The 18,248-nt window shown below is 64.3% G+C and carries 16 protein-coding genes; 9 read left to right on the forward strand and 7 right to left on the reverse strand.

The window, feature by feature from the left end:
- Window positions 1-80: 80 nt before the first annotated feature.
- On the reverse strand, window positions 81-968 hold the full coding sequence (locus tag P3T42_RS05575; protein WP_074300120.1) for a LysR family transcriptional regulator: 888 nt from the start codon (window positions 966-968) through the stop codon (window positions 81-83).
- A 103-nt stretch (window positions 969-1,071) separates the two neighbouring features.
- On the opposite strand from P3T42_RS05575, the gene P3T42_RS05580 reads away from it, so the two are divergent.
- The 3 genes from P3T42_RS05580 to catC all read left to right on the forward strand — a co-directional run bounded on the left by P3T42_RS05580 (window position 1,072) and on the right by catC (window position 3,576).
- A complete protein-coding gene (locus tag P3T42_RS05580; protein ID WP_429305384.1) occupies window positions 1,072-2,229 on the forward strand; it encodes a muconate/chloromuconate family cycloisomerase in 1,158 nt (385 codons plus the stop codon).
- A gap of 60 nt (window positions 2,230-2,289) precedes the next feature.
- Window positions 2,290-3,198: a catechol 1,2-dioxygenase gene (catA, locus tag P3T42_RS05585; RefSeq protein WP_429305385.1), complete on the forward strand. Its 909-nt coding sequence runs from the start codon at window positions 2,290-2,292 to the stop codon at window positions 3,196-3,198.
- Between the two features lie 87 nt (window positions 3,199-3,285).
- Entirely contained in the window at window positions 3,286-3,576 is a 291-nt protein-coding gene (gene catC, locus P3T42_RS05590) for a muconolactone Delta-isomerase (RefSeq protein ID WP_074300117.1), read from the forward strand.
- Between the two features lie 27 nt (window positions 3,577-3,603).
- On the opposite strand, the gene P3T42_RS05595 is transcribed toward catC, so the two are convergent.
- Entirely contained in the window at window positions 3,604-5,295 is a 1,692-nt protein-coding gene (locus P3T42_RS05595) for an ABC transporter substrate-binding protein (RefSeq protein ID WP_429305386.1), read from the reverse strand.
- 110 nt (window positions 5,296-5,405) lie between these two features.
- Between P3T42_RS05595 and P3T42_RS05600 the strand changes: the two genes are divergently transcribed.
- Both P3T42_RS05600 and P3T42_RS05605 read left to right on the forward strand, forming a co-directional pair.
- A complete protein-coding gene (locus P3T42_RS05600) occupies window positions 5,406-6,218 on the forward strand; it encodes a hypothetical protein (RefSeq protein WP_429305387.1) in 813 nt (270 codons plus the stop codon).
- Between the two features lie 101 nt (window positions 6,219-6,319).
- Complete coding sequence (locus P3T42_RS05605) at window positions 6,320-7,030, forward strand: HAD family hydrolase (protein ID WP_429305388.1); 711 nt, start codon at window positions 6,320-6,322, stop codon at window positions 7,028-7,030.
- Window positions 7,031-7,132: 102 nt separating this feature from the next.
- Here P3T42_RS05605 and P3T42_RS05610 read toward each other — a convergent pair whose 3' ends face one another.
- From P3T42_RS05610 to P3T42_RS05620, 3 genes are read right to left on the reverse strand one after another with little or no spacing between them, the layout of a single operon-like run.
- On the reverse strand, window positions 7,133-8,413 hold the full coding sequence (locus P3T42_RS05610) for a c-type cytochrome (protein ID WP_429305389.1): 1,281 nt from the start codon (window positions 8,411-8,413) through the stop codon (window positions 7,133-7,135).
- 1 nt (window position 8,414) lies between these two features.
- The gene (locus P3T42_RS05615; RefSeq protein ID WP_429305390.1) at window positions 8,415-10,037 is read right to left on the reverse strand and encodes a GMC family oxidoreductase; all 1,623 of its coding nucleotides are present in this window, start codon (window positions 10,035-10,037) and stop codon (window positions 8,415-8,417) included.
- A gap of 1 nt (window position 10,038) precedes the next feature.
- Window positions 10,039-10,557 (reverse strand): sugar dehydrogenase complex small subunit, encoded by a 519-nt coding sequence (locus P3T42_RS05620; RefSeq protein WP_429305391.1) that lies wholly within the window; start codon window positions 10,555-10,557, stop codon window positions 10,039-10,041.
- An 87-nt stretch (window positions 10,558-10,644) separates the two neighbouring features.
- Here P3T42_RS05620 and P3T42_RS05625 point away from each other — a divergent pair, with 87 nt between their 5' ends.
- Together P3T42_RS05625 and P3T42_RS05630 are read left to right on the forward strand one after the other, a co-directional pair.
- Window positions 10,645-10,875 carry a hypothetical protein gene (locus P3T42_RS05625; protein ID WP_143788451.1) on the forward strand — a complete coding sequence of 77 codons (231 nt, stop codon included), beginning with the start codon at window positions 10,645-10,647 and terminating at the stop codon, window positions 10,873-10,875.
- A 38-nt stretch (window positions 10,876-10,913) separates the two neighbouring features.
- Window positions 10,914-13,055: an FUSC family protein gene (locus P3T42_RS05630; RefSeq protein WP_429305392.1), complete on the forward strand. Its 2,142-nt coding sequence runs from the start codon at window positions 10,914-10,916 to the stop codon at window positions 13,053-13,055.
- Here P3T42_RS05630 and P3T42_RS05635 read toward each other — a convergent pair.
- The gene (locus P3T42_RS05635) at window positions 13,036-13,998 is read right to left on the reverse strand and encodes a substrate-binding domain-containing protein (RefSeq protein ID WP_429305393.1); all 963 of its coding nucleotides are present in this window, start codon (window positions 13,996-13,998) and stop codon (window positions 13,036-13,038) included. The genes P3T42_RS05630 and P3T42_RS05635 overlap by 20 nt on opposite strands.
- Window positions 13,999-14,077: 79 nt before the next feature.
- A complete protein-coding gene (locus P3T42_RS05640; protein WP_074300108.1) occupies window positions 14,078-15,031 on the reverse strand; it encodes a LysR substrate-binding domain-containing protein in 954 nt (317 codons plus the stop codon).
- A 216-nt stretch (window positions 15,032-15,247) separates the two neighbouring features.
- Here P3T42_RS05640 and ansP point away from each other — a divergent pair, with 216 nt between their 5' ends.
- Both ansP and P3T42_RS05650 read left to right on the forward strand, forming a co-directional pair.
- Window positions 15,248-16,741, forward strand: a complete 1,494-nt coding sequence (ansP, locus tag P3T42_RS05645; protein ID WP_074300107.1) for an L-asparagine permease — start codon at window positions 15,248-15,250, stop codon at window positions 16,739-16,741.
- A gap of 92 nt (window positions 16,742-16,833) precedes the next feature.
- On the forward strand, window positions 16,834-18,246 hold the full coding sequence (locus P3T42_RS05650) for a circularly permuted type 2 ATP-grasp protein (protein ID WP_429305394.1): 1,413 nt from the start codon (window positions 16,834-16,836) through the stop codon (window positions 18,244-18,246).
- The last annotated feature ends 2 nt before the right edge of the window (window positions 18,247-18,248 follow it).

Raw genomic sequence — 18,248 nt, forward strand, 5'->3', positions numbered from 1 at the left:
TAAGCGAGCGCGGGCGCGCCAGGGGTTCATGGCATCGCTGACGGCGACGCGGTCAGCGATGCCATGCCGCCGCAGCGGCCTCAGCCACCCCGGAACAGTTCGCGCGCCAACGAACACATCAACGTCGTAGCCGGCGACTCGTCCTGCAAGCGCCGGCTCATGATAATGGGCGACACCGCATTCGCCGCCGGAATCGCCCGATACACCACCCCATGCGCCCGCAGCCCCTCCACACTCTCCGGCACCAGACACACTCCCACTTGCGCCGCGACGAGCCCCAACGCGGTCTGCAATTCCCGCACTTCATGAATCGCCTTCGGCTCCAGCGCATGATCGTGCATTGCCGAGAGTTGCTGGTCGGCATAGCTCGGCCGCGGCGTGCTTGGATAAATGATCAAGGTTTCCTGCGCGAGCGCAGCCAGCGTCAGCGGCTTCTTCTGCCGCGCTAACGGATGATCTTGCGGCAGCGCGGCAATCATCTTTTCTTCGACGAGCACCTCACGCGCCAGTTGCGCGTCATCGAAACGCAGACGCCCGAAGCCCACATCGATACGTCCGCCTTTAAGCGCCCCTAACTGTTCGATGGTGAACATTTCGATCAGCGACAGTTCGATCTGCGGCGCCGCTTCGCGAAATGCGCGAATGACGGCGGGCAGCGCGCCATACAGCGTCGACGGCACGAAGCCGATCACAATCCGCTCGGCCAGTTGCGCCAGGCGCCGCGTGAGTGGCGCGAGTTCGTCGGCCTCGCCGATCAGGCGCTTCGCCTGCGTGTAGAAGATGCGGCCCGCTTCGGTCAGCCGCAACGGCCGCGAGCCGCGCTCGAACAGCGCGAGCCCGACGCGTTCCTCGATCTGCTGGATCTGCCGGCTGAGCGGCGGCTGGGTCATATGCAGGCGATCGGCGGCGCGCGTGATGTTCATCTCTTCCGCGACGGCGATGAAGTAGCGGAGTTGGCGAAGTTCCATGCATACCTCTAAGGTATGGAAGTAGTCGGAATGGGTGTTGGACTGCTTCGCGGCTTTGTTCCTAAGATGGAGGCCTCGGAAAAGCAGTTGAGGAGCGCAACGAATGATAGCAACACCCGTGAAGATCGAGCGTGTGGAGACGATCCTGGTCGACGTACCGACGATCCGTCCGCATCGGCTTTCGGTCGCCACCATGCATTGCCAGACGCTCGTGCTGGTGCGCATTCGCTGCGCCGACGGCGTGACCGGCGTGGGCGAGGGCACCACCATTGGCGGCCTCGCGTACGGCGAAGAAAGCCCGGAAAGTATCAAGGTCAACATCGACACCTACTTCGCGCCCTTGCTCGAAGGGCTCGACGCGACCCGCCCGGGCGTCGCCATGGCGACGCTGCGGTCGCTGTTTCAGGGCAACCGTTTCGCCAAATCCGCCGTCGAAACGGCCTTGTTCGACGCTCAGGCGCAGCGTCTCGGCGTGCCGCTGTCCGAGTTGTTCGGCGGCCGCGTGCGCGATTCCGTGGATGTGGCGTGGACCCTCGCGAGCGGCGACACGCAGCGCGATATCGACGAGGCCGAGCGCGTATTCGAAGCGAAACGTCATCGCGTGTTCAAGCTGAAGATCGGCTCGCGCGCTGTTGCCGACGATGTCGCGCACGTCGTCGCAATCCAGCGGGCGCTGGAAGGTCGCGGCGAAGTGCGGGTTGACGTGAATCAGGCCTGGAGCGAAGCGGAAGCGATCTGGGCCGCGCGGCGCTTCGCCGATGCAGGCGTCACGCTGATCGAACAGCCGATTGCAGCGGAGAATCGCGCCGGACTGAAGCGCCTGACGGACCTGGCTCTGGTGCCGATCATGGCCGACGAGGCGCTGCATGGTCCGGCCGACGCCTTTGCTCTCGCCAGTGCGCGGGCGGCCGATGTGTTCGCGGTGAAGATCGCCCAGTCGGGTGGCCTTGCCGGCGCCGCGCAGGTGGCGGCGATCGCTTCGGCGGCGAACCTCGACCTGTACGGCGGCACGATGCTCGAAGGCGCGGTGGGTACGATTGCTTCGGCGCAACTCTTCAGCACCTTCGGCGAGCTGAAGTGGGGCACGGAACTGTTCGGCCCGTTGCTGCTGACCGAAGAGATTCTCACCGAACCGCTGCGCTACGAGAATTTTGCCTTGCAGCTTCCGCAGGGCCCGGGTCTTGGCATCACGCTGGACTGGAGCAAGATCGAGCGTTTGCGGCGCGATTCGCACCAGGGCGCAAGCATCGCCACGCGCTAACCGAAAATCCCATTAAACCATTAGCTATCCATACTATATTAACGAAGGAGATACCCCATCATGAACAGGCAAACCATCGACGCGCTGCTGCAGAAGATCAACGACAGCGCCATCAATGAAGGCAACCCGCGTACAAAGCAGATCGTCAACCGGGTCGTGCGCGATCTGTTCTATACGATCGAAGACCTCGACGTGCAGCCGGACGAATTCTGGACGGCGCTGAACTATCTCGCCGAAGCGGGCAAAAGCGGCGAGTTGGGCCTGCTGGCCGCGGGCCTCGGCTTCGAGCATTTTCTCGATCTGCGTCTCGACGAAGCGGAGGCGAAGGCCGGTATCGAAGGCGGCACGCCGCGCACGATCGAAGGCCCGCTGTATGTGGCCGGCGCACCGCTGTCCGACGGCCATGCGCGCCTCGACGACGGTACCGATCCCGGCCAGACCCTGGTGATGCGCGGGCGCGTGCTCGGCGAAGACGGCAAGCCGCTGGCGCATGCGCTGGTCGAAGTGTGGCACGCGAACCATCTCGGCAACTATTCGTACTTCGACAAATCGCAACCGGCCTTCAATCTGCGCCGCTCGATTCGCACGGACGCCGACGGTCATTACAGCTTCCGCAGCGTCGTACCGGTCGGCTATAGCGTGCCGCCGCAAGGTCAGACGCAACGCTTGCTCGATCAACTGGGCCGTCATGGGCATCGTCCGGCGCATATCCACTTCTTCATCTCGGCGCCCGGTTTTCGCAAGCTGACCACGCAGATCAACATCGACGGCGATCCGTATCTGTGGGACGACTTCGCCTTCGCCACGCGCGATGGCCTGGTGCCGGCCGTCACGCAGGCCGAGGGCGCGGAAGGCAAGCCTTATAACGTCGACGGCAATTTCGCGCTGATCGATTTCGACTTCACGCTGTTCAAGGAGCGCGACAACCTCCCGGGCGCCGAAGTCGAGCGTGTGCGCGCCGAGGCCTGAGGCGCCTGCCCATTCCGTTCACTGTTAGCGGCCTCGCTGCGCGCTTTGCCGCGCAGCCGGGGCTTCAGGCACAACAAGGAGTACACAATGCTGTTTCACGTAGAGATGACGGTCAACCTGCCGCTGGACATGGACGCCGAGCGCGCCGCGCGGCTGAAGGCCGATGAGAAGGCGATGTCGCAGAAACTGCAGGAGGAGGGCGTATGGCGGCATCTATGGCGTATCGCGGGCCGCTACGCGAATATCAGCATCTTCGACGTCGAAAGCCCGTCGCACCTGCACGATGTGCTGAGCCAGTTGCCGCTGTTTCCGTATATGCAACTCGAAGTGCGGGCGCTATGCCGCCATGCGTCGTCGGTGCGCGACGGGGATCGTTGAGGCTTCGGCCTCAAGTCCCCGTGGCGACTAGCGCAGCCAGAGATCGGCAAACGGCACGAGCCCGAACGAGAGGTCTTTGACTCCGCCCACGTGCGCTTCGACGCGGACATGGCGGATCTCATGCGAGATCGGGATCAGCCAGCCTTCCTGGACAAACTTCTTGCCGATCTCCGCATAGGCGTTCATGCGCGTCTCGCCGTCGGCGGTCGCGCGGATGGCCCGCAGTTTCTTGTCGATGGGCAAGAGGCGGCCTTCCGGCAGCCAGCGGCGCACCGGGCTATCCCCTGCAAAAAATTCATAGCAGCCCAGGTCTTCGTCCGGGTCCATGAAGCCGGCGGACAGCACGAGATCGGCAGAGTCCAGCCACTCGAAGCGACGATATTCTTCGTATGGCATCACCTCAAGGGTGACCTGAATCTGCGCTGCTTCGAGCCTGTGCTTGATCAAATGGGCGATCGATGTGCATTCCGGGCTCAGTATCGTCACCATCTTCAATTCCTTCTGCCTGGGGACGGCCGGCCGGCGCACACGGGGCGCGGCGACACGATGGTCCCATGTCGGCAATAGGCCGGAAGCGGGCCGGCGCGACGCATCCCGCTTGCCGATCAAGCCGCTTGGCGCGAGCCAGTCGGCCAACGCCAGGCGTTGAGACGTATTGGCGAAGAAAGGCCGGTTAGGATTGCAGATAAGATGCGTGCAACCCGACAGCGTCTGCGCAATGCTGCTCTGTGTGGCGGAGAGGTCGCAGCAGTAGCCGAAATGCAGGTCGAATTCCGAGGTTTCCTCGGCTGCGGCGATGACCCACAGGTCGATTTCGTCGAGCAGCGCGCGTTCCCGGTAGTAATCCGCGAACGCCGACAAGGTCAGACGGTACTCGCTACGGCGCGTCAGTTTGAACGGGCCGCTGCCGATCGGCATGAGCGCAAAATCGCTGTTGCGCTTTCTCGGGATGATCGACGCTTCGACCGCGGCGAGGTAGCGCGGCCACAGATAGTCCGTGGTCTTCAGACGGCACGTCACTCTGCGGCAACCGCCAATTTCCACCGCGTCCAGATGCGCATACAGGTATTGGTAGCAACCCGGCGTATCGCGCAACCGCAGCAAGGTGTGCTGCACGTCTGCCGTTTCCAGTTCGCTTCCATCGTGGAAAGTGAGACCGGGTCTGAGCCAGAAATGCCAGACTTTGCCGTTGTCCTCGGATTCCCAATAATGGGCCAATGCCGGGACCAACTGCCGGGTGGTCTGGTCGAACTCGACTAGCCGCGAGAAGATCTGGTTGATCAGATGCGCTTCCAGACCAAACAGAATCTCTTGCGGATCAAGCTCCGTTACCGCGCGCCGTAACGGGATGCGGAGCCGGTCGCGCGAACCGTCCGCCTGCGGCACCTGCACGAAGTCCGGCAGCCGGGCCGCGAGCAGCTTGCGCTGGTCGCCGTCAAGGCTGGCAAACGCCTGTTCCAGTTCGCCCTCGGCAAGCAGGCCCGAGAGACGATCCAGAGCCACTTGCTGCGGCGTAGCCAGCAGGGTCAAGCGGGAGAAGTGACCGCGGCCGCGCGTCGCCTCCCAGCGCAGCCAGCCTTTTTCCTCCATCTTGCGCAGCAGGAGCCGCGCGTTACGCTCGCTGCAATTCAGCGCCTCCGCCAGCGCCGGCAAGCCGGGCTGTGTCGTCTGCTTTTCCAGCAAAGCATGAATCTTGTGGAACTGGTCGATGAGGCGCATAAAAGAGGAAATTAAATTATTGAGTTCGTCCGTTTTTATTTTCCTCTTTGTCTTGCATGATGTCCACATCGAGCATCCCCTCGCTCTGACGCAAGAAAAAGGAAACGGCCATGGATCGGCAAGACCTGTGCATTGACGTGGAAGTGGGACCGGCCCGCGGTGGGCAGCGCTTCGCGCATCGCGAGATCCGCAGCGTGAGTGTCCTGCGCATCCAGGCGTGGCTTGTCGAGGGCTTGAGCATTGCCCGCGCGCAGCCTGGTTTGTGGCTCGCCGCGATTCTGGCCAGTGCCGATCTCGCGACGGCGCTCGAACTGGTGTCCCCTTACCGGCTCTTTGCGACACTGCTTCTGTCCGTGCTGGCGGGTGCCGCGATACTCGCGCCTGTGGGCAGCGGCGAAGCGCAGCAATGGAATGCGAGCGGGACATTTAGCGTCATCTTCCGTCACCGCGACGCGCTGTTGATTGTCGTGCTGACGTGCGCCGCGTTGATTGGCGTGGGACGGTTGCTATCGTTCGCGCTGCTGCACGTCAAGCTGGCGGCGTCGATGATGCCAAGCGGCGCGCACAGCTTTTCGATCATCTTCGGTGAGCCCAACGGCGGGGTGAGTTCTCTGGAACCCGTTCTGCACGCGATCATTTACGCCATTGCGATTGGGGCGGTGTGGTTCGCGCCGGCGCTGATCGTTTTGCGGAGGGTGTCGCCGCTCGATGCGATGACCGTGAGCCTGCGCGCCGTGTTCCACAACGGCCCGGTCGCGCTTGTGTACGCAACGGTGCTGGCGGCCGATGCGCTGCTCGCGCAGGCCGTGCCGATGCTCGTGCGCGGTCTGGTGTTGACGCCGCTGATCAGCGCGCTGATCCTGCTGTCCATGCATGGCAGCTACCGTGACATCCTGTCGATCGACCTGGCAAAAGAAGACTAAAGCGGAAGCATGCGCAGGTGTGCCGGCGTCGGGCCGGCACACGCGCAATCGCAACCTACAGTATCCTTAAGCCCTTCGAGACCCTCCCGCCTATTGCCAGAATGCCTGCTACAACGCCCGCCACAAAACCTTCCTTACCCTTCGACGCCGTTATTTTCGATTGCGACGGCGTGCTCGTCGACTCCGAACGCATCACCAACCGCGTGCTCTCCCAGATGCTGGGCGAACTGGGCTGGGCGATTAGCGTGGAAGAAACGATGCGGGTGTTTATCGGCAAGGCGGTGCGGGACGAGGCGGCACGTATCGAGGCAAACACGGGTGTGGCCATCACGGACGAATGGCTGACGCAGTTCAGGGAACGCCGCAACGCAGCGCTGGAGCGCGAGCTCGTCGGGATCGACGGCGCGCTCGCCGCCGTGCGCGCACTCTACGAAGCGCTGGATGGCCGCATTGCCGTTGCGTCGGGTGCGGATCGGCACAAGGTCGAGATGCAGTTGAAGAAGACCGGCCTGTTCGAGTACTTCGAAGGCCGTATCTTTAGCGGACATGAAATGCCGCGCAGCAAGCCGCATCCCGATGTGTACCTGGCGGCAGCAGAGGCCTTGGGCGTGGATCCGACGCGTTGCGCGGTTGTGGAAGACACGGTCACCGGGGCGACCGCCGGCGTGGCGGCGGGGGCGACGGTGTTCGGCTACGCGCCCGCCAGCCTGAGCCACAGCACCCCGGATGGCTTGCGCGAAGTCGGCGCCGCGCGGGTGTTCGAGGACATGGCACAGTTGCCGGCCTTGCTCGCGCAATGGCGCCGCGCATAGACAGTCACACCGGAGCAGCGCGACAGGCGGCCGCGCCGTGCAACCCGCCGCTCGCCCCTCATCAATCACGGCGACGAACCCACCGGTTCGCCGCCATTGCCACTAGCGCAATTTCGCCACGTCGCTCGCGTTGACGGTCGCCGCAGGATTGCCGAACTGCTTCGTTACATAGTTCGTCAAAGCGGCGACCTGCGCATCCGACAACTCCGTGGCGAACGCCGGCATGCCGACATCGTTATCCCCCGCCTTGCGATGCACGCCGTGCAGAATCACCTGCACGAGATTGCCGGGGTTGGACGCGCCGACCGTCGAGTTATGGAACAGCGGCGGATAGTAGCCATCCGGCGTGCCCTGGCCGTGCGCCTGGTGACAGGTCGCGCAATTGCCCAGATACAGTCGCGCCGGATCCAGTTCTTCGCTGAGCGCCACGCCACGCAGCCGTGTCACATCCGTTGCGGGCGTGCCCCATGAGGCGCGCGAGTGCGAGGCGCCGTCGTTGACCGCAGGCACGGTGCGGATATACGTCGCAATCGCGGCAATGTCCGCGTCGGTCATATGCGAGAAGCTGTGCTGCACGGCTTCGCCCATCGGACCGGCGGCTTGCGCGAGGCCGGGCACGCTGCCGGTCTGCAGATACTGCACCAGTTGCGCCTGAGTCCACGAGCCGATGCCGCTGTTCGGATCCGACGTGATGTTGTAGCCATCCCAGCCGGCCAGCACCGAGCCGCCGAGGAAACCGCTGCCGGTTTCATCGAGCGCCTTCTCCTGCATGCCGAAACCACGCGGCGTGTGACAGGTGCTGCAGTGCGCGAGCCCTTGCACCAGGTACGCGCCGCGATTCCACGCCACGCTCTGACCAGACTTGTTCTGGTATGGGCCTGACTTCAGGAACACCCAGTTCCACACCGTGAGCGGCCAGCGCATGTTGAGCGGCCACGGAATGTCGCTGGGACGCTGCGCCTGATTGACGGGCGCCACGCCGTACCTGAAGTACGCGTAGAGCGCCTTCACGTCGTCATCGTCGATCTTCGCGTACGACACATACGGCATCGCGGGATACAGGTTGTGGCCGTCCTTCGCCACGCCCTTGCGCACCGCCCGGTCGAAATCGGCGAGGGTCCACGTGCCGATGCCCGTTTGCGCATCCGGTGTGATGTTGCTCGAATAGATCGTCCCGAGCATCGGCACCTTCAGCGGCAGGCCGCCCGCAAACGGCTTGCCCTTGACGGTGCTGTGACAGGCCATGCAGTCGCCGGCTACAGCGAGGTACTCGCCTTGCTTGATCAGGGCGGCCTGGTTGGCTGCGTCGGTTGCATCGGCACGGGCGAGCGCGGGCAAGGCCAGCGCGGCGGCGAGCAAAGTGAAAAAGGTTTTTTTCAGCACGTCAGACTTCCTTCTTCAACTGATCGGACATGCGCAGCGCGAGCGCCGCGATGGTCAGCGTCACGTTGACCGTGCCGACGGTCGGCATGGTCGCGCTGCTGGAGATGAACAGGTTCGGATGGTCGAATGTCCGGCAGTCCTTATCGACCACCGAGTTGCGCGGGTCGCTGCCCATGATGGTCGCACCGGTGATGTGATTGTTCGGCGCGAACTCGTCCTGGAACTGCACGTCCGTGCCGCCCAGCACCTTCGCCGCCGTCGCATAGACCTCGCGCGTGTGCGCGGCGCCGCGCTTCACGTAGTCGTCGATCCGGTAGGTGATCTCGGGGCGCGGAATGCCGATCGCGTCGGTCTCGGTCTTGCTCGGCACGATGCGGTTTTCCGGCGCCGGCAGGATTTCGTGGAAGCAGTCGAACTCGACAAAGCGCGCCGACTGGTCGCGAATCCGCGCATCGAGTTCAGCGGGCTTCAACACTTTGCCTTCCGCGAAAATCTTCTGCGTTTCCTGATCGACGCGCGACAGGTTCGACAGGTGGATCTTCTTGGCCGCTTCATTGGCGCGGAACGCACCGTCGCGAAAGCCGATCAGCGAGGTCATTTCCTGCGGGCCGCGGCCCGGCCAGAGCTTCTCGTTCGCGTAGAACGTGACGCCGGTGCCGGGGTGATCCATCAGGTTGCGCCCGACCATGTCCGAGCTGTTGCCCACGCCGTTCGGGAAGTCGTGGCTGGTCGACATCAGCATGATCTTCGGCGTTTCGATGCCGTTCGCCGCGAGCACGAAGTACTTGCCTTCGACACGATGCTCGTTGCCTTGCGGATCCTTGTACAAGGCCGCCGTGATCTTCTTCTGCGGGCCCACTTCCAGCTTGTAGACCACTGCGTTGTCGATCAGCTTCGCGCCGGCCTGTTCCGCCTTCTCGACGTGCACAATGCCGTTGTACATGGCGCCGATCGGGCAGATCGGCATGCAGTTGTTGTTGCCGCAACAGGTGGGACGGCCGTCGTAAGGGCGGCTGTTGCGCGCCACCGGCTCGGTCACCACATGGAACCTCGGATCGTAGCCGTTGAGCGCGCTCTTGATGGTCTGCTCGTTGTACGAGAGCGGCAGCGGCTGCATCGGATAAGGCTGGCTGCGCGGCGAGCCGAGCTCTTCATCGGACGGGCCCCACACGCCCAGTTCTTCCTCGGCGCGTTGATAGTAGTGCTCAAGATCGTCGTACTGGATCGGCCAGTCGCGGCCCACGCCATAGACGCTTTGCAGCTTGAAGTCGTTCGGCATGAAGCGCCACGCCGACGCGGCCCAGTGCCACGTCGTGCCGCCCACCGCGCGAATGTATTGCGAGTTGAATTTGTGCTCGCCCTTCAGGATCAGATAGTTGTTGGGCGGACCGTACTCGGGATGCGGCGCCCAGGCGCTCGACGGGTAGGGCGCCGAGTTATCGGACTTATCGGGCTGGTTGCGAAAGCGCTCGACGATCTGCCAGCGCGGCATGCGCGGACCGGCTTCGAGCAGGATCACGGATTTGCCGGCGAGGGCCAGTTGATGCGCGACGATCGCGCCGGCCACGCCCGAGCCTACGACGACGACGTCGGCGTGCCCGGTTTGAGTTTGGGTATCGGCCATGTCAGGATTGTTGTTCGACAGGTTTGGCGGCCCAGAAGCCGGGCTTGTTGGGGCAGTACGAGCGGATGATCAGCGTGTCGGAGACGACGCGGTACATCAGCGCTTCTTCATAGGTCACCACGACGTTATCGACGGTGCCCAGATACCAGCCTTCCATGATGCGCAGCGCGAGCGCCTGGTCGCGCGCGCTCGACGAGCCGGCGGCCAGCGCCCCGGCCAGTTGCGGCAGACGCGGTGCGAGATCGGGCGCGGACTTTTCGAGCGCCGCGAGGAGCCGTGCGCCGACGTCGCGGTCGAGCCCGGACCTGGCCGTCAGCGCCTGCGACAGCGTCATGAAGGCATCGAGCGGCGGGGCCGCGCTGTTGTCGGCCAGCGCTCTCAAGGTCAGCGAGCCGGCAAGGCCGGCCACGCTCAGTGCGAGCGCGCCCTGCAGCCATTGGCGGCGCCGTGGGGACGCCACCGGCGCCATGGGCGGCGCTTCGCTCGCAGCACGAGCGTCGTGCGAGTCATCTCGGTTCAATTGGCAATTCCTCTCTCTTGTTTTCGATGTGGGGCCGCCGTCAGGGCCGACTCGGGGCCGACGTGGGGATTTTGCGCCCGATTATAGATGGAACCGGTTCCATCTTGCCACGACTCCGCCGTCAATAATCCATTCCAGCGGGCGGTGCGAGCCGAGGCGGCTGAAGCGCATGGCGCTGCGGGATTCGGATTGATTGGCCAATGGGAAAAAGGCATCCTCCTCATGCACCGAACTCATGTTTATTCACTAGGGTTTACCCGTATTATCTTGAATTCAGTAACGATGGCGCGAGAAATCGATACCACCGACGCGCTTTGATGCGCGTTTTAACCCAGCTTTCCCATTCCCAAGGCTCAATGTTCGGTCATTTCCATCGCAGGGCAAAACACGCGGCGAACCGCCGGCTGAACACCTTGCACGCGCTGGCCGACTACGTGTCGCGCCGCCGCCCGGTGTGGATGGTGTCGTTTGCGATGGACGAGACCAATCTGTCGGAAGGGCTGCGGGCCGCGTGCGCCTCCACGGCGATGCTGTTGCTGGGTTACCTGCTGCACAACCCCTTGTTCGCGTGGGCTGCGATCGGCGCGTTCTGGACCTGCCTCGCCGATGCGGCCGGGTCCAATCGCATGCGCTTTGCTTCGATGCTGAGCTTCGCGTTGCTGTCCACGCTGTGCGGCGGCATCACCGCGTTTGCCTCCGGCGCCGGCGCGCTGGCCGCGACCGTCGCGATCCTGCTGTTTTCGACGGCGGGTGCGCTCGCCCGGGTCTGGGGTGCGGCGGCCTCGCAGGTGGGGATTCTCGCGGCCACCGCCTGCGTCGTGATGGTCGACAAGCCTCTGCACGACGCGCGCGACGCTCTGGCGTTCCTCGCCATCTACCTGTTCGGCTGTCTGTTTGCGGTGGTGCTGAGCCTGACCGTGTGGCGCATCCACCCGTTCGGTCCGAGCCGCAACGCCCTGCGCGCGGTCTATGGGCGTCTCGCTGACATTGCGCTCGACAGCGCCCGTCTGCTGCGCCAGGAGACGGCCGACTTCGGCCATTGGGCGCGGCATGCCGCGACCTATCGCGGCCAGGCCCGCGCGGCGCTCGAGACCGCTCGCAAGGCGCTGGCGAAAGTCCCATACGCCCGCTCAGGCAAGCGCGAGACCTATGAGAACCTGCTGCTCGCGCTGGCGGATACCGAGCGGCTGTTCGCTTACCTGATCGCCGTCACCGATGCCTGCGAGCGCGGCCATCACACGCTGCATGAGCCGCGCCGGGCCGCGCGCATCCTGTCGGCGCTGGCCGAGGTCATGCTGCGGATCGGCCGCGCCGTCAGCGAGCCGAACGACAAGCCGGTCGTCGACGATCCAGGGACCACGCGGGCCGTCTTGCAACGCCGTCTGCAAAAACTGGCCGGCGCGCTGGAAACGGCGCTCGGCGAGCCGCTCGCGCTCAAGTTGCGCGCGACGGGCGCGCTCGAATTCGAGCCGGCGCCGCGCCGCGAAGCAGTCTGGTGGCAGGCCGCCGCCGACAACCTCGCGCGCGCCTTCATGACCCTCAAGGCCAACGCGACGCTTCAGTCAATCGGTCTGCGCCATGCGGCGCGCGTCGGCGTGGCGGTGACGGCGGGGTTCATCATCGTGCGGGCGCTGCATCTGCCGTTCGGCTATTGGGCGACCATGGCGATCCTGCTGATCCTGCAACCGTCGATCGCCGCCACCTGGCCGCGCAGCATCGAGCGGGCGGCGGGCAGCATCGCCGGTGGCCTGCTGGCGGCCGCGATTGGCTTCGCGATTCATTCGCCGATCGGCATTTCGCTGATCGTGTTCCCGCTGGTCTGCGCGACCATGGCGCTGCGGCCGGTGAGCTACAGCCTGTTCGTGCTGTTTCTGACGCCGACCTTCGTGCTGGTGGCGGACTTTGCCACGCCGGGCGCAAGCGAGCTGATCTATGCGCTGACCCGGCTGGGCAATAACGTGCTGGGCTGTTCGATTGCCTTGCTCGCCACCTTCGTGCTGTGGCCGAGCCGCGAGCCGATCGATTTTCGTACCCGGCTCGCCGATGCCGTAGCGGCCAACCTGAACTACCTGGTGGGCGCGCTCGAGCATGCCGGCGGCGAGGACATCGAAGTGGAACGGCTGCGCCGCGCCGCCGGCCTCGCGAGCAACAATGCGGAGGAGGCCTTCAACCGCCTGCGCCTCGAGCGGCTCGAGAGCTCGCTGGCCGATCGCGCCGCGATCACCGCGCTCGCACTGCTGCGCCGCGTGGCCGGGACGGCGACGCGCATGCGCTTCGCGACGAACCAGGCGCGAGCCGACGGCGCGCTGATCGACTGGATCGCCGCGGTGAACCGCGAGATCGACGCGCATCTGCGCGGCACGACGCTCGACGCGAACTACGCCGCGTTTGCGCGTGGACACCTGTCGCTGGCCGAAGCCGATGCCGTCAATCAGATCGCGCAGTTGCGCCGTCTGCTGGTGGAGGAACCCGCCAACCTCAACGATCGCCGCTCTTGACCAGTTGCAACGGCGTTTCGATGAAGGGGGAGATGTCCTCTTGCCGCGTCATTTCCGTGAGCGCCTTGAGCGCCACGTCGACGCCGAACACCGCTTGCCGCGCCGCGAACTGATCCACCGTGGCGAGGATCCGGCCGGTATCGAGCAGCGGCTTGATGGCCGGGTTGTTGTTATAGCCGGTGATGTACACGCTGCCCGTGCGATGCGCGTTGCGCACCGCATCCACCGCGCCGGTCGCCATATTGTCGTTGCCGCACAGCAGGGCGCGCAGCCGCGGATGCTGCGCCAGTATCGTCGCGGCGGCGGCCTTGCCCTGGGCGTAGGCATAGTCGCCCGGCGCGACGGCGACGACCTTCATGCCGGCTGCATCCATAGCGCTCCTGAATCCCTCGGTGCGCTGCTGCGCATTGCGGTCGCGCGTGACGCCTTCGACGATGCCCACTTCGTCGCCGCGCCTGAGCTTGCTGGCGAGGTAGTTGGCCACCATCAGCGCGCCCTTGCGATTGTCCGGGCCCACGAACGGCACCGTGAGATGGGCGGCGGCGAGGTCGGCTTCGTCGAGCGGGTTGTCGATGGCGACCACGATCACGCCCGCGTTGATCGCGCGGATCACGGCCGGCACGAGCGCTTTGGAATCGGCCGGCGCGAGCACGATGGCGTTCGTGCGCGCGGCGATCAGGTCGTCGACGATACGAATCTGGCTGGGCGTGTCGAGCTCGGTCGAGGTGCCGACGACGTTCAGGTCGAACTGCGAGGCGAAGTGCTTCTGATAGTTTTCGGCGGCGCTCGACAGGGCGAGCGTGAACGGATCGGCGAGCGACTTCAGCACGAGGGCGATCGTCAGTTTGCCATCCGGGATGGCCTCGGCAATCTTCGAAACGGCGAGGCCCGACGCCGCGAGTACGCCGGCCATGAGCACGCGCCGGCGTGTCTTCTGTACCATGGGCTTCCTTTCCTTTTACGCAGGCCGCATCGATACTCGCAGGCGGGCATCGATGGTTAGCGCAACGGAATGATACAGCCTAGCCTGGCGCCAGCACCTCCGGCATTTCCTCGATTGCCGGTTCGACCGACTGGTTGCTGATGTAGGCCCAAAGCTGCTCCGCGGCCTGGCCGCGTTGCTTGACGGGCCGGTACAGGCGGATCTCGAGCTCGGTCGCCCAGGCGTTCGAGCCGGCGCGAACCAGCGTGCCTTCGTGCAGCTCCTTGGCGATGCAGCTCTCGGGCAGCCAGCCGATGCCATGACCGGCGACCACCATGCCCTTCAGGGCCTCCGACATGTGCGTCTCGAAGCAGCGGTACAGCGAGTACGGCTCGGTCGCGTTCATCAGGAGCATCTCGACCACGTTGCCGAGGAAGGCGCCCGACGAATAGGCGAGCAAGGGCAGCGGCCGGCCGGTCTTGCCCGGCAGCTCGAAGAGCGGCTGGCCGTCCGGGCCGGCCGCCGAGACCGGCACGATCCGCTCCACGCCGAGCGTCAGGAACGGGAAGTGATTGGGGTCGAGCGCGATCGGCAATTGCGGATGGTGGTAGCCGATCAGCAGGTCGCAGTCGCCCGCCACCAGATGCTGCACGCCCTCCGGCACATTGACCGCCTGCACGCGCGCCATGATGTTGCCGAACTCGTTGGTCAGCCGCTTGAGCCAGTCGGGAAACAGGGTAAACACCAGCGTGTGGGCCACCGCGAAGTGCACCACATGATCGTTTTCGGCGAACTGCTCGTAGCCGCCCACCAGATTGCGCGCCGCATGCATGCTGCGCAGGATGTCGGCCGCGAGGCTGCGGAACATCCGGCCCGCCGGCGTGAGTGTGATGGGATTGACGCTGCGGTCGACGAGGCGCGTGCCCATCCACGTTTCGAGCGCCACGATTCTTCTACTGAAAGCCGATTGGGTGAGATTCCGGCTGCGTGCCGAACGGGAGAAACTCTTCGTATCCGAGAGAGAAAGAAAGTCTTCCAACCACTTTGCTTCCATATTTATCACTTGTATTGGGTCAATCGATAACCGCCATCCTTGGGTTCGGATACCGGCGACTCTAGCCTACCGTCTCACGCTCCCAGCATACCGATGTTTTTTTTCGATGGGTGTTAGTCGAAATATGCATGAGGTTTGCCGGCATAAATTGGGCTACATACCGTTGGCCTGCGCGTTAGTTTGCGCGGAAACCCGCTTTAACAATTGGAGCCGATTATGTCCACACTGGATAAGCAAGCGCATACCCCGAGTTCCGGCGCACTGGATAAGCAAAGCTGGCTCGAATCGCATGAGGCGGGATATCACAAGACGTTGGGCAATCGTCAGGTTCAGATGATTGCGATCGGCGGCGCCATCGGCACGGGCCTGTTTCTCGGCGCGGGGGCGCGCCTGCAGATTGCCGGTCCGTCGCTCGCGATCGTCTATCTGGTGTGCGGCGTGTTCTCGTTCCTGATCCTGCGCGCGCTGGGCGAGCTGGTGATGCATCGCCCGAGCAGCGGCAGCTTCGTGTCGTATGCGCGCGAATTCCTCGGCGAGAAAGCGTCGTTCGTCGCCGGCTGGATGTACTTCCTGAACTGGGCGATGACCGGCATCGTCGACATTACTGCGGTCGCGCTATACATGCATTACTGGGGCGCCTTTACGTCGGTGCCGCAGTGGGTGTTCGCGCTGATCGCGCTCTGCATCGTGGCGGCGATGAACCTGATCGGCGTGAAGTGGTTCGCCGAGATGGAGTTCTGGTTTGCACTCATCAAGGTGGCGGCGATTTCGCTGTTCCTCGTGATCGGCTCGATCATCCTCGGCACCGGCGTGCACGTGGCCGGCAATGCCACCGGCGTGCATCTGATCAGCGAGAACGGCGGCTTCTTTCCGCATGGCCTGCTGCCGGCGCTGGTGCTGGTGCAGGGGGTGGTGTTCGCGTTTGCCGGCGTCGAGCTGGTGGGCACGGCCGCCGGCGAGTGCAAGGACGCGCGCAAGGTCTTGCCGCGGGCCATCAATAGCGTGATCTGGCGTATCGCCCTGTTTTATGTGGGCGCGGTGGTGCTGCTGGTCTGCCTGCTGCCGTGGAGCGCCTACAAGGCCGGGCAGAGCCCGTTCGTCACTTTCTTCGGCGCGCTCGGCGTGCCGGGCGTAGGATCGGTGATGAATATCGTGGTGCTGTCCGCCGCGCTGTCGAGCCTGAACTCCGGCCTGTATTCGACGGGGCGCGTGCTGCGCGCGCTGTCGATGGGCGGCTCCGCGCCGCACTTCCTGTCGCGCATGAGCTCGCAGTCGGTGCCGTATGCGGGCATTCTGGTGACCGTGGCGATCTACATCGTGGGCGTGGTGCTGAACTATTTCGTGCCGTCGAGCGTGTTCGAAATCGTTCTCAACGTGGCGTCGCTCGGTATTCTGAGCACCTGGGGCTTCATCGTGGTCTGCCAGATGAAGTTCCGCCAGGCGGTGGCGCGCGGCGAGGCGGAGGAGGTGAGCTTCAGGATGCCCGGTGCGCCGGTCACGTCCTGGCTGACGCTGGTATTTTTGATCGGCGTGCTCGTGTTGATGGCTTTCGACTATCCTAATGGCACGTGGACGGTTGCATCGATCCCGGTGGTGGTCCTGTTGCTGGTGGCCGGCTGGTACGGCGTGCGCCGCCGGGCGCAGACGCTGATGAAGCCGACCATCCCGTCGGTCGCGCTCACGCAGAGCGTGCTGGAGGACAACCCGTGAGGGTGGCGGGAGGATGCAACGGGCCACGGGGCAGCCGGCAACAACCATGACAGCAAGACCTGCAATACCTGTGACGACGACGGAGAACTGAAGTGACGCCATTCGATGAGATGCTCTCCGCCAATGGAGTGCGCGCGCCGTATGAACAGCTCAAGCAATGGCTCGATACCCAGCATCCTGCGAACCTTGCGCAAAAGGCCCAGGACGCGGAGAGCGTGTTCCGCAAGACCGGCATTACCTTCGCCGTGTACGGCGAGCAGGAGGCGGCCGAGCGCCTGATTCCTTTCGACATCATTCCGCGCATCATCTCCGGGCCGGAATGGACGCGCCTCTCGCAAGGCATCGAGCAGCGCGTGATGGCGCTCAATGCCTTTCTCGACGATATCTATCACCGTCAGGAGATCGTGCGCGCGGGCCGCATCCCGAAGCAACTGATCGCGCAGAACGAGGCCTTTTTGCCCGAGATGATCGGCTTCCGGCCGCCGGGCAATGTCTATACGCATATCATCGGCGTCGATATCGTACGGACTGCAGAAAACCAGTTCTACGTGCTCGAAGACAATGCGCGCACCCCCTCCGGCGTCTCCTACATGCTGGAGAACCGCGAGACCATGATGAAGCTGTTCCCCGAGCTGTTTCAGCAGGTCAAGGTGCGGCCGGTCGAAGCGTATCCCGAGTTGCTGCGCCAGTCTCTCGCGGCCGTCTGCCCGCCGGGCGGCAACCACGACAATCCGACCATCGCGGTGCTGACGCCCGGCATTCACAATTCCGCCTACTACGAGCATGCGTTTCTGGCCGACCAGATGGGCGTGCATCTGGTGGAAGGCAGCGATCTGCAGGTGGTGGACGGCCACGTGGCGATGCGCACCACCGAAGGCTTCCGCGCCATCGACGTGCTGTACCGCCGTCTCGACGACGCCTACCTCGACCCGCTGACGTTCCGCCCCGATTCCGTGCTGGGCGTGCCCGGCATCATGGACGTCTACCGCGCGGGCAACATCACCATCGCCAATGCGCCCGGCACCGGGATTGCCGACGACAAGGCGATCTATTCGTACATGCCGGAAATCGTCGAGTTCTATACGGGCCGCAAGTCGATTCTGGAAAACGTGCCCACATGGCGCTGTTCCGAGCCGGGCAGCCTGAAGTACGTGCTGGACCATCTCGAGGAACTGGTGGTGAAGGAAGTGCACGGTTCGGGCGGCTACGGCATGCTGGTCGGACCGGCGGCCTCGAAGCAGGAACGCGAGGACTTCGCGCTCAAGTTGCGTGCGCGTCCGAACAACTACATCGCGCAGCCGACGCTCGCGCTCTCGACCACGCCGATCCTGACCGAGCAGGGACTCGCGCCGCGGCACGTGGATCTGCGGCCCTTCGTGTTGGTCTCTGACCAGATTCGCATTACGCCAGGCGGCCTGACGCGGGTGGCGCTGAAGGAAGGCTCGCTGGTGGTCAATTCGAGCCAGGGCGGCGGCACCAAGGACACGTGGGTGCTGGCCGACTGAGG

Source organism: Paraburkholderia sp. GAS38 (assembly GCF_050434965.1).
Lineage (GTDB): Bacteria > Pseudomonadota > Gammaproteobacteria > Burkholderiales > Burkholderiaceae > Paraburkholderia > Paraburkholderia phenazinium_A.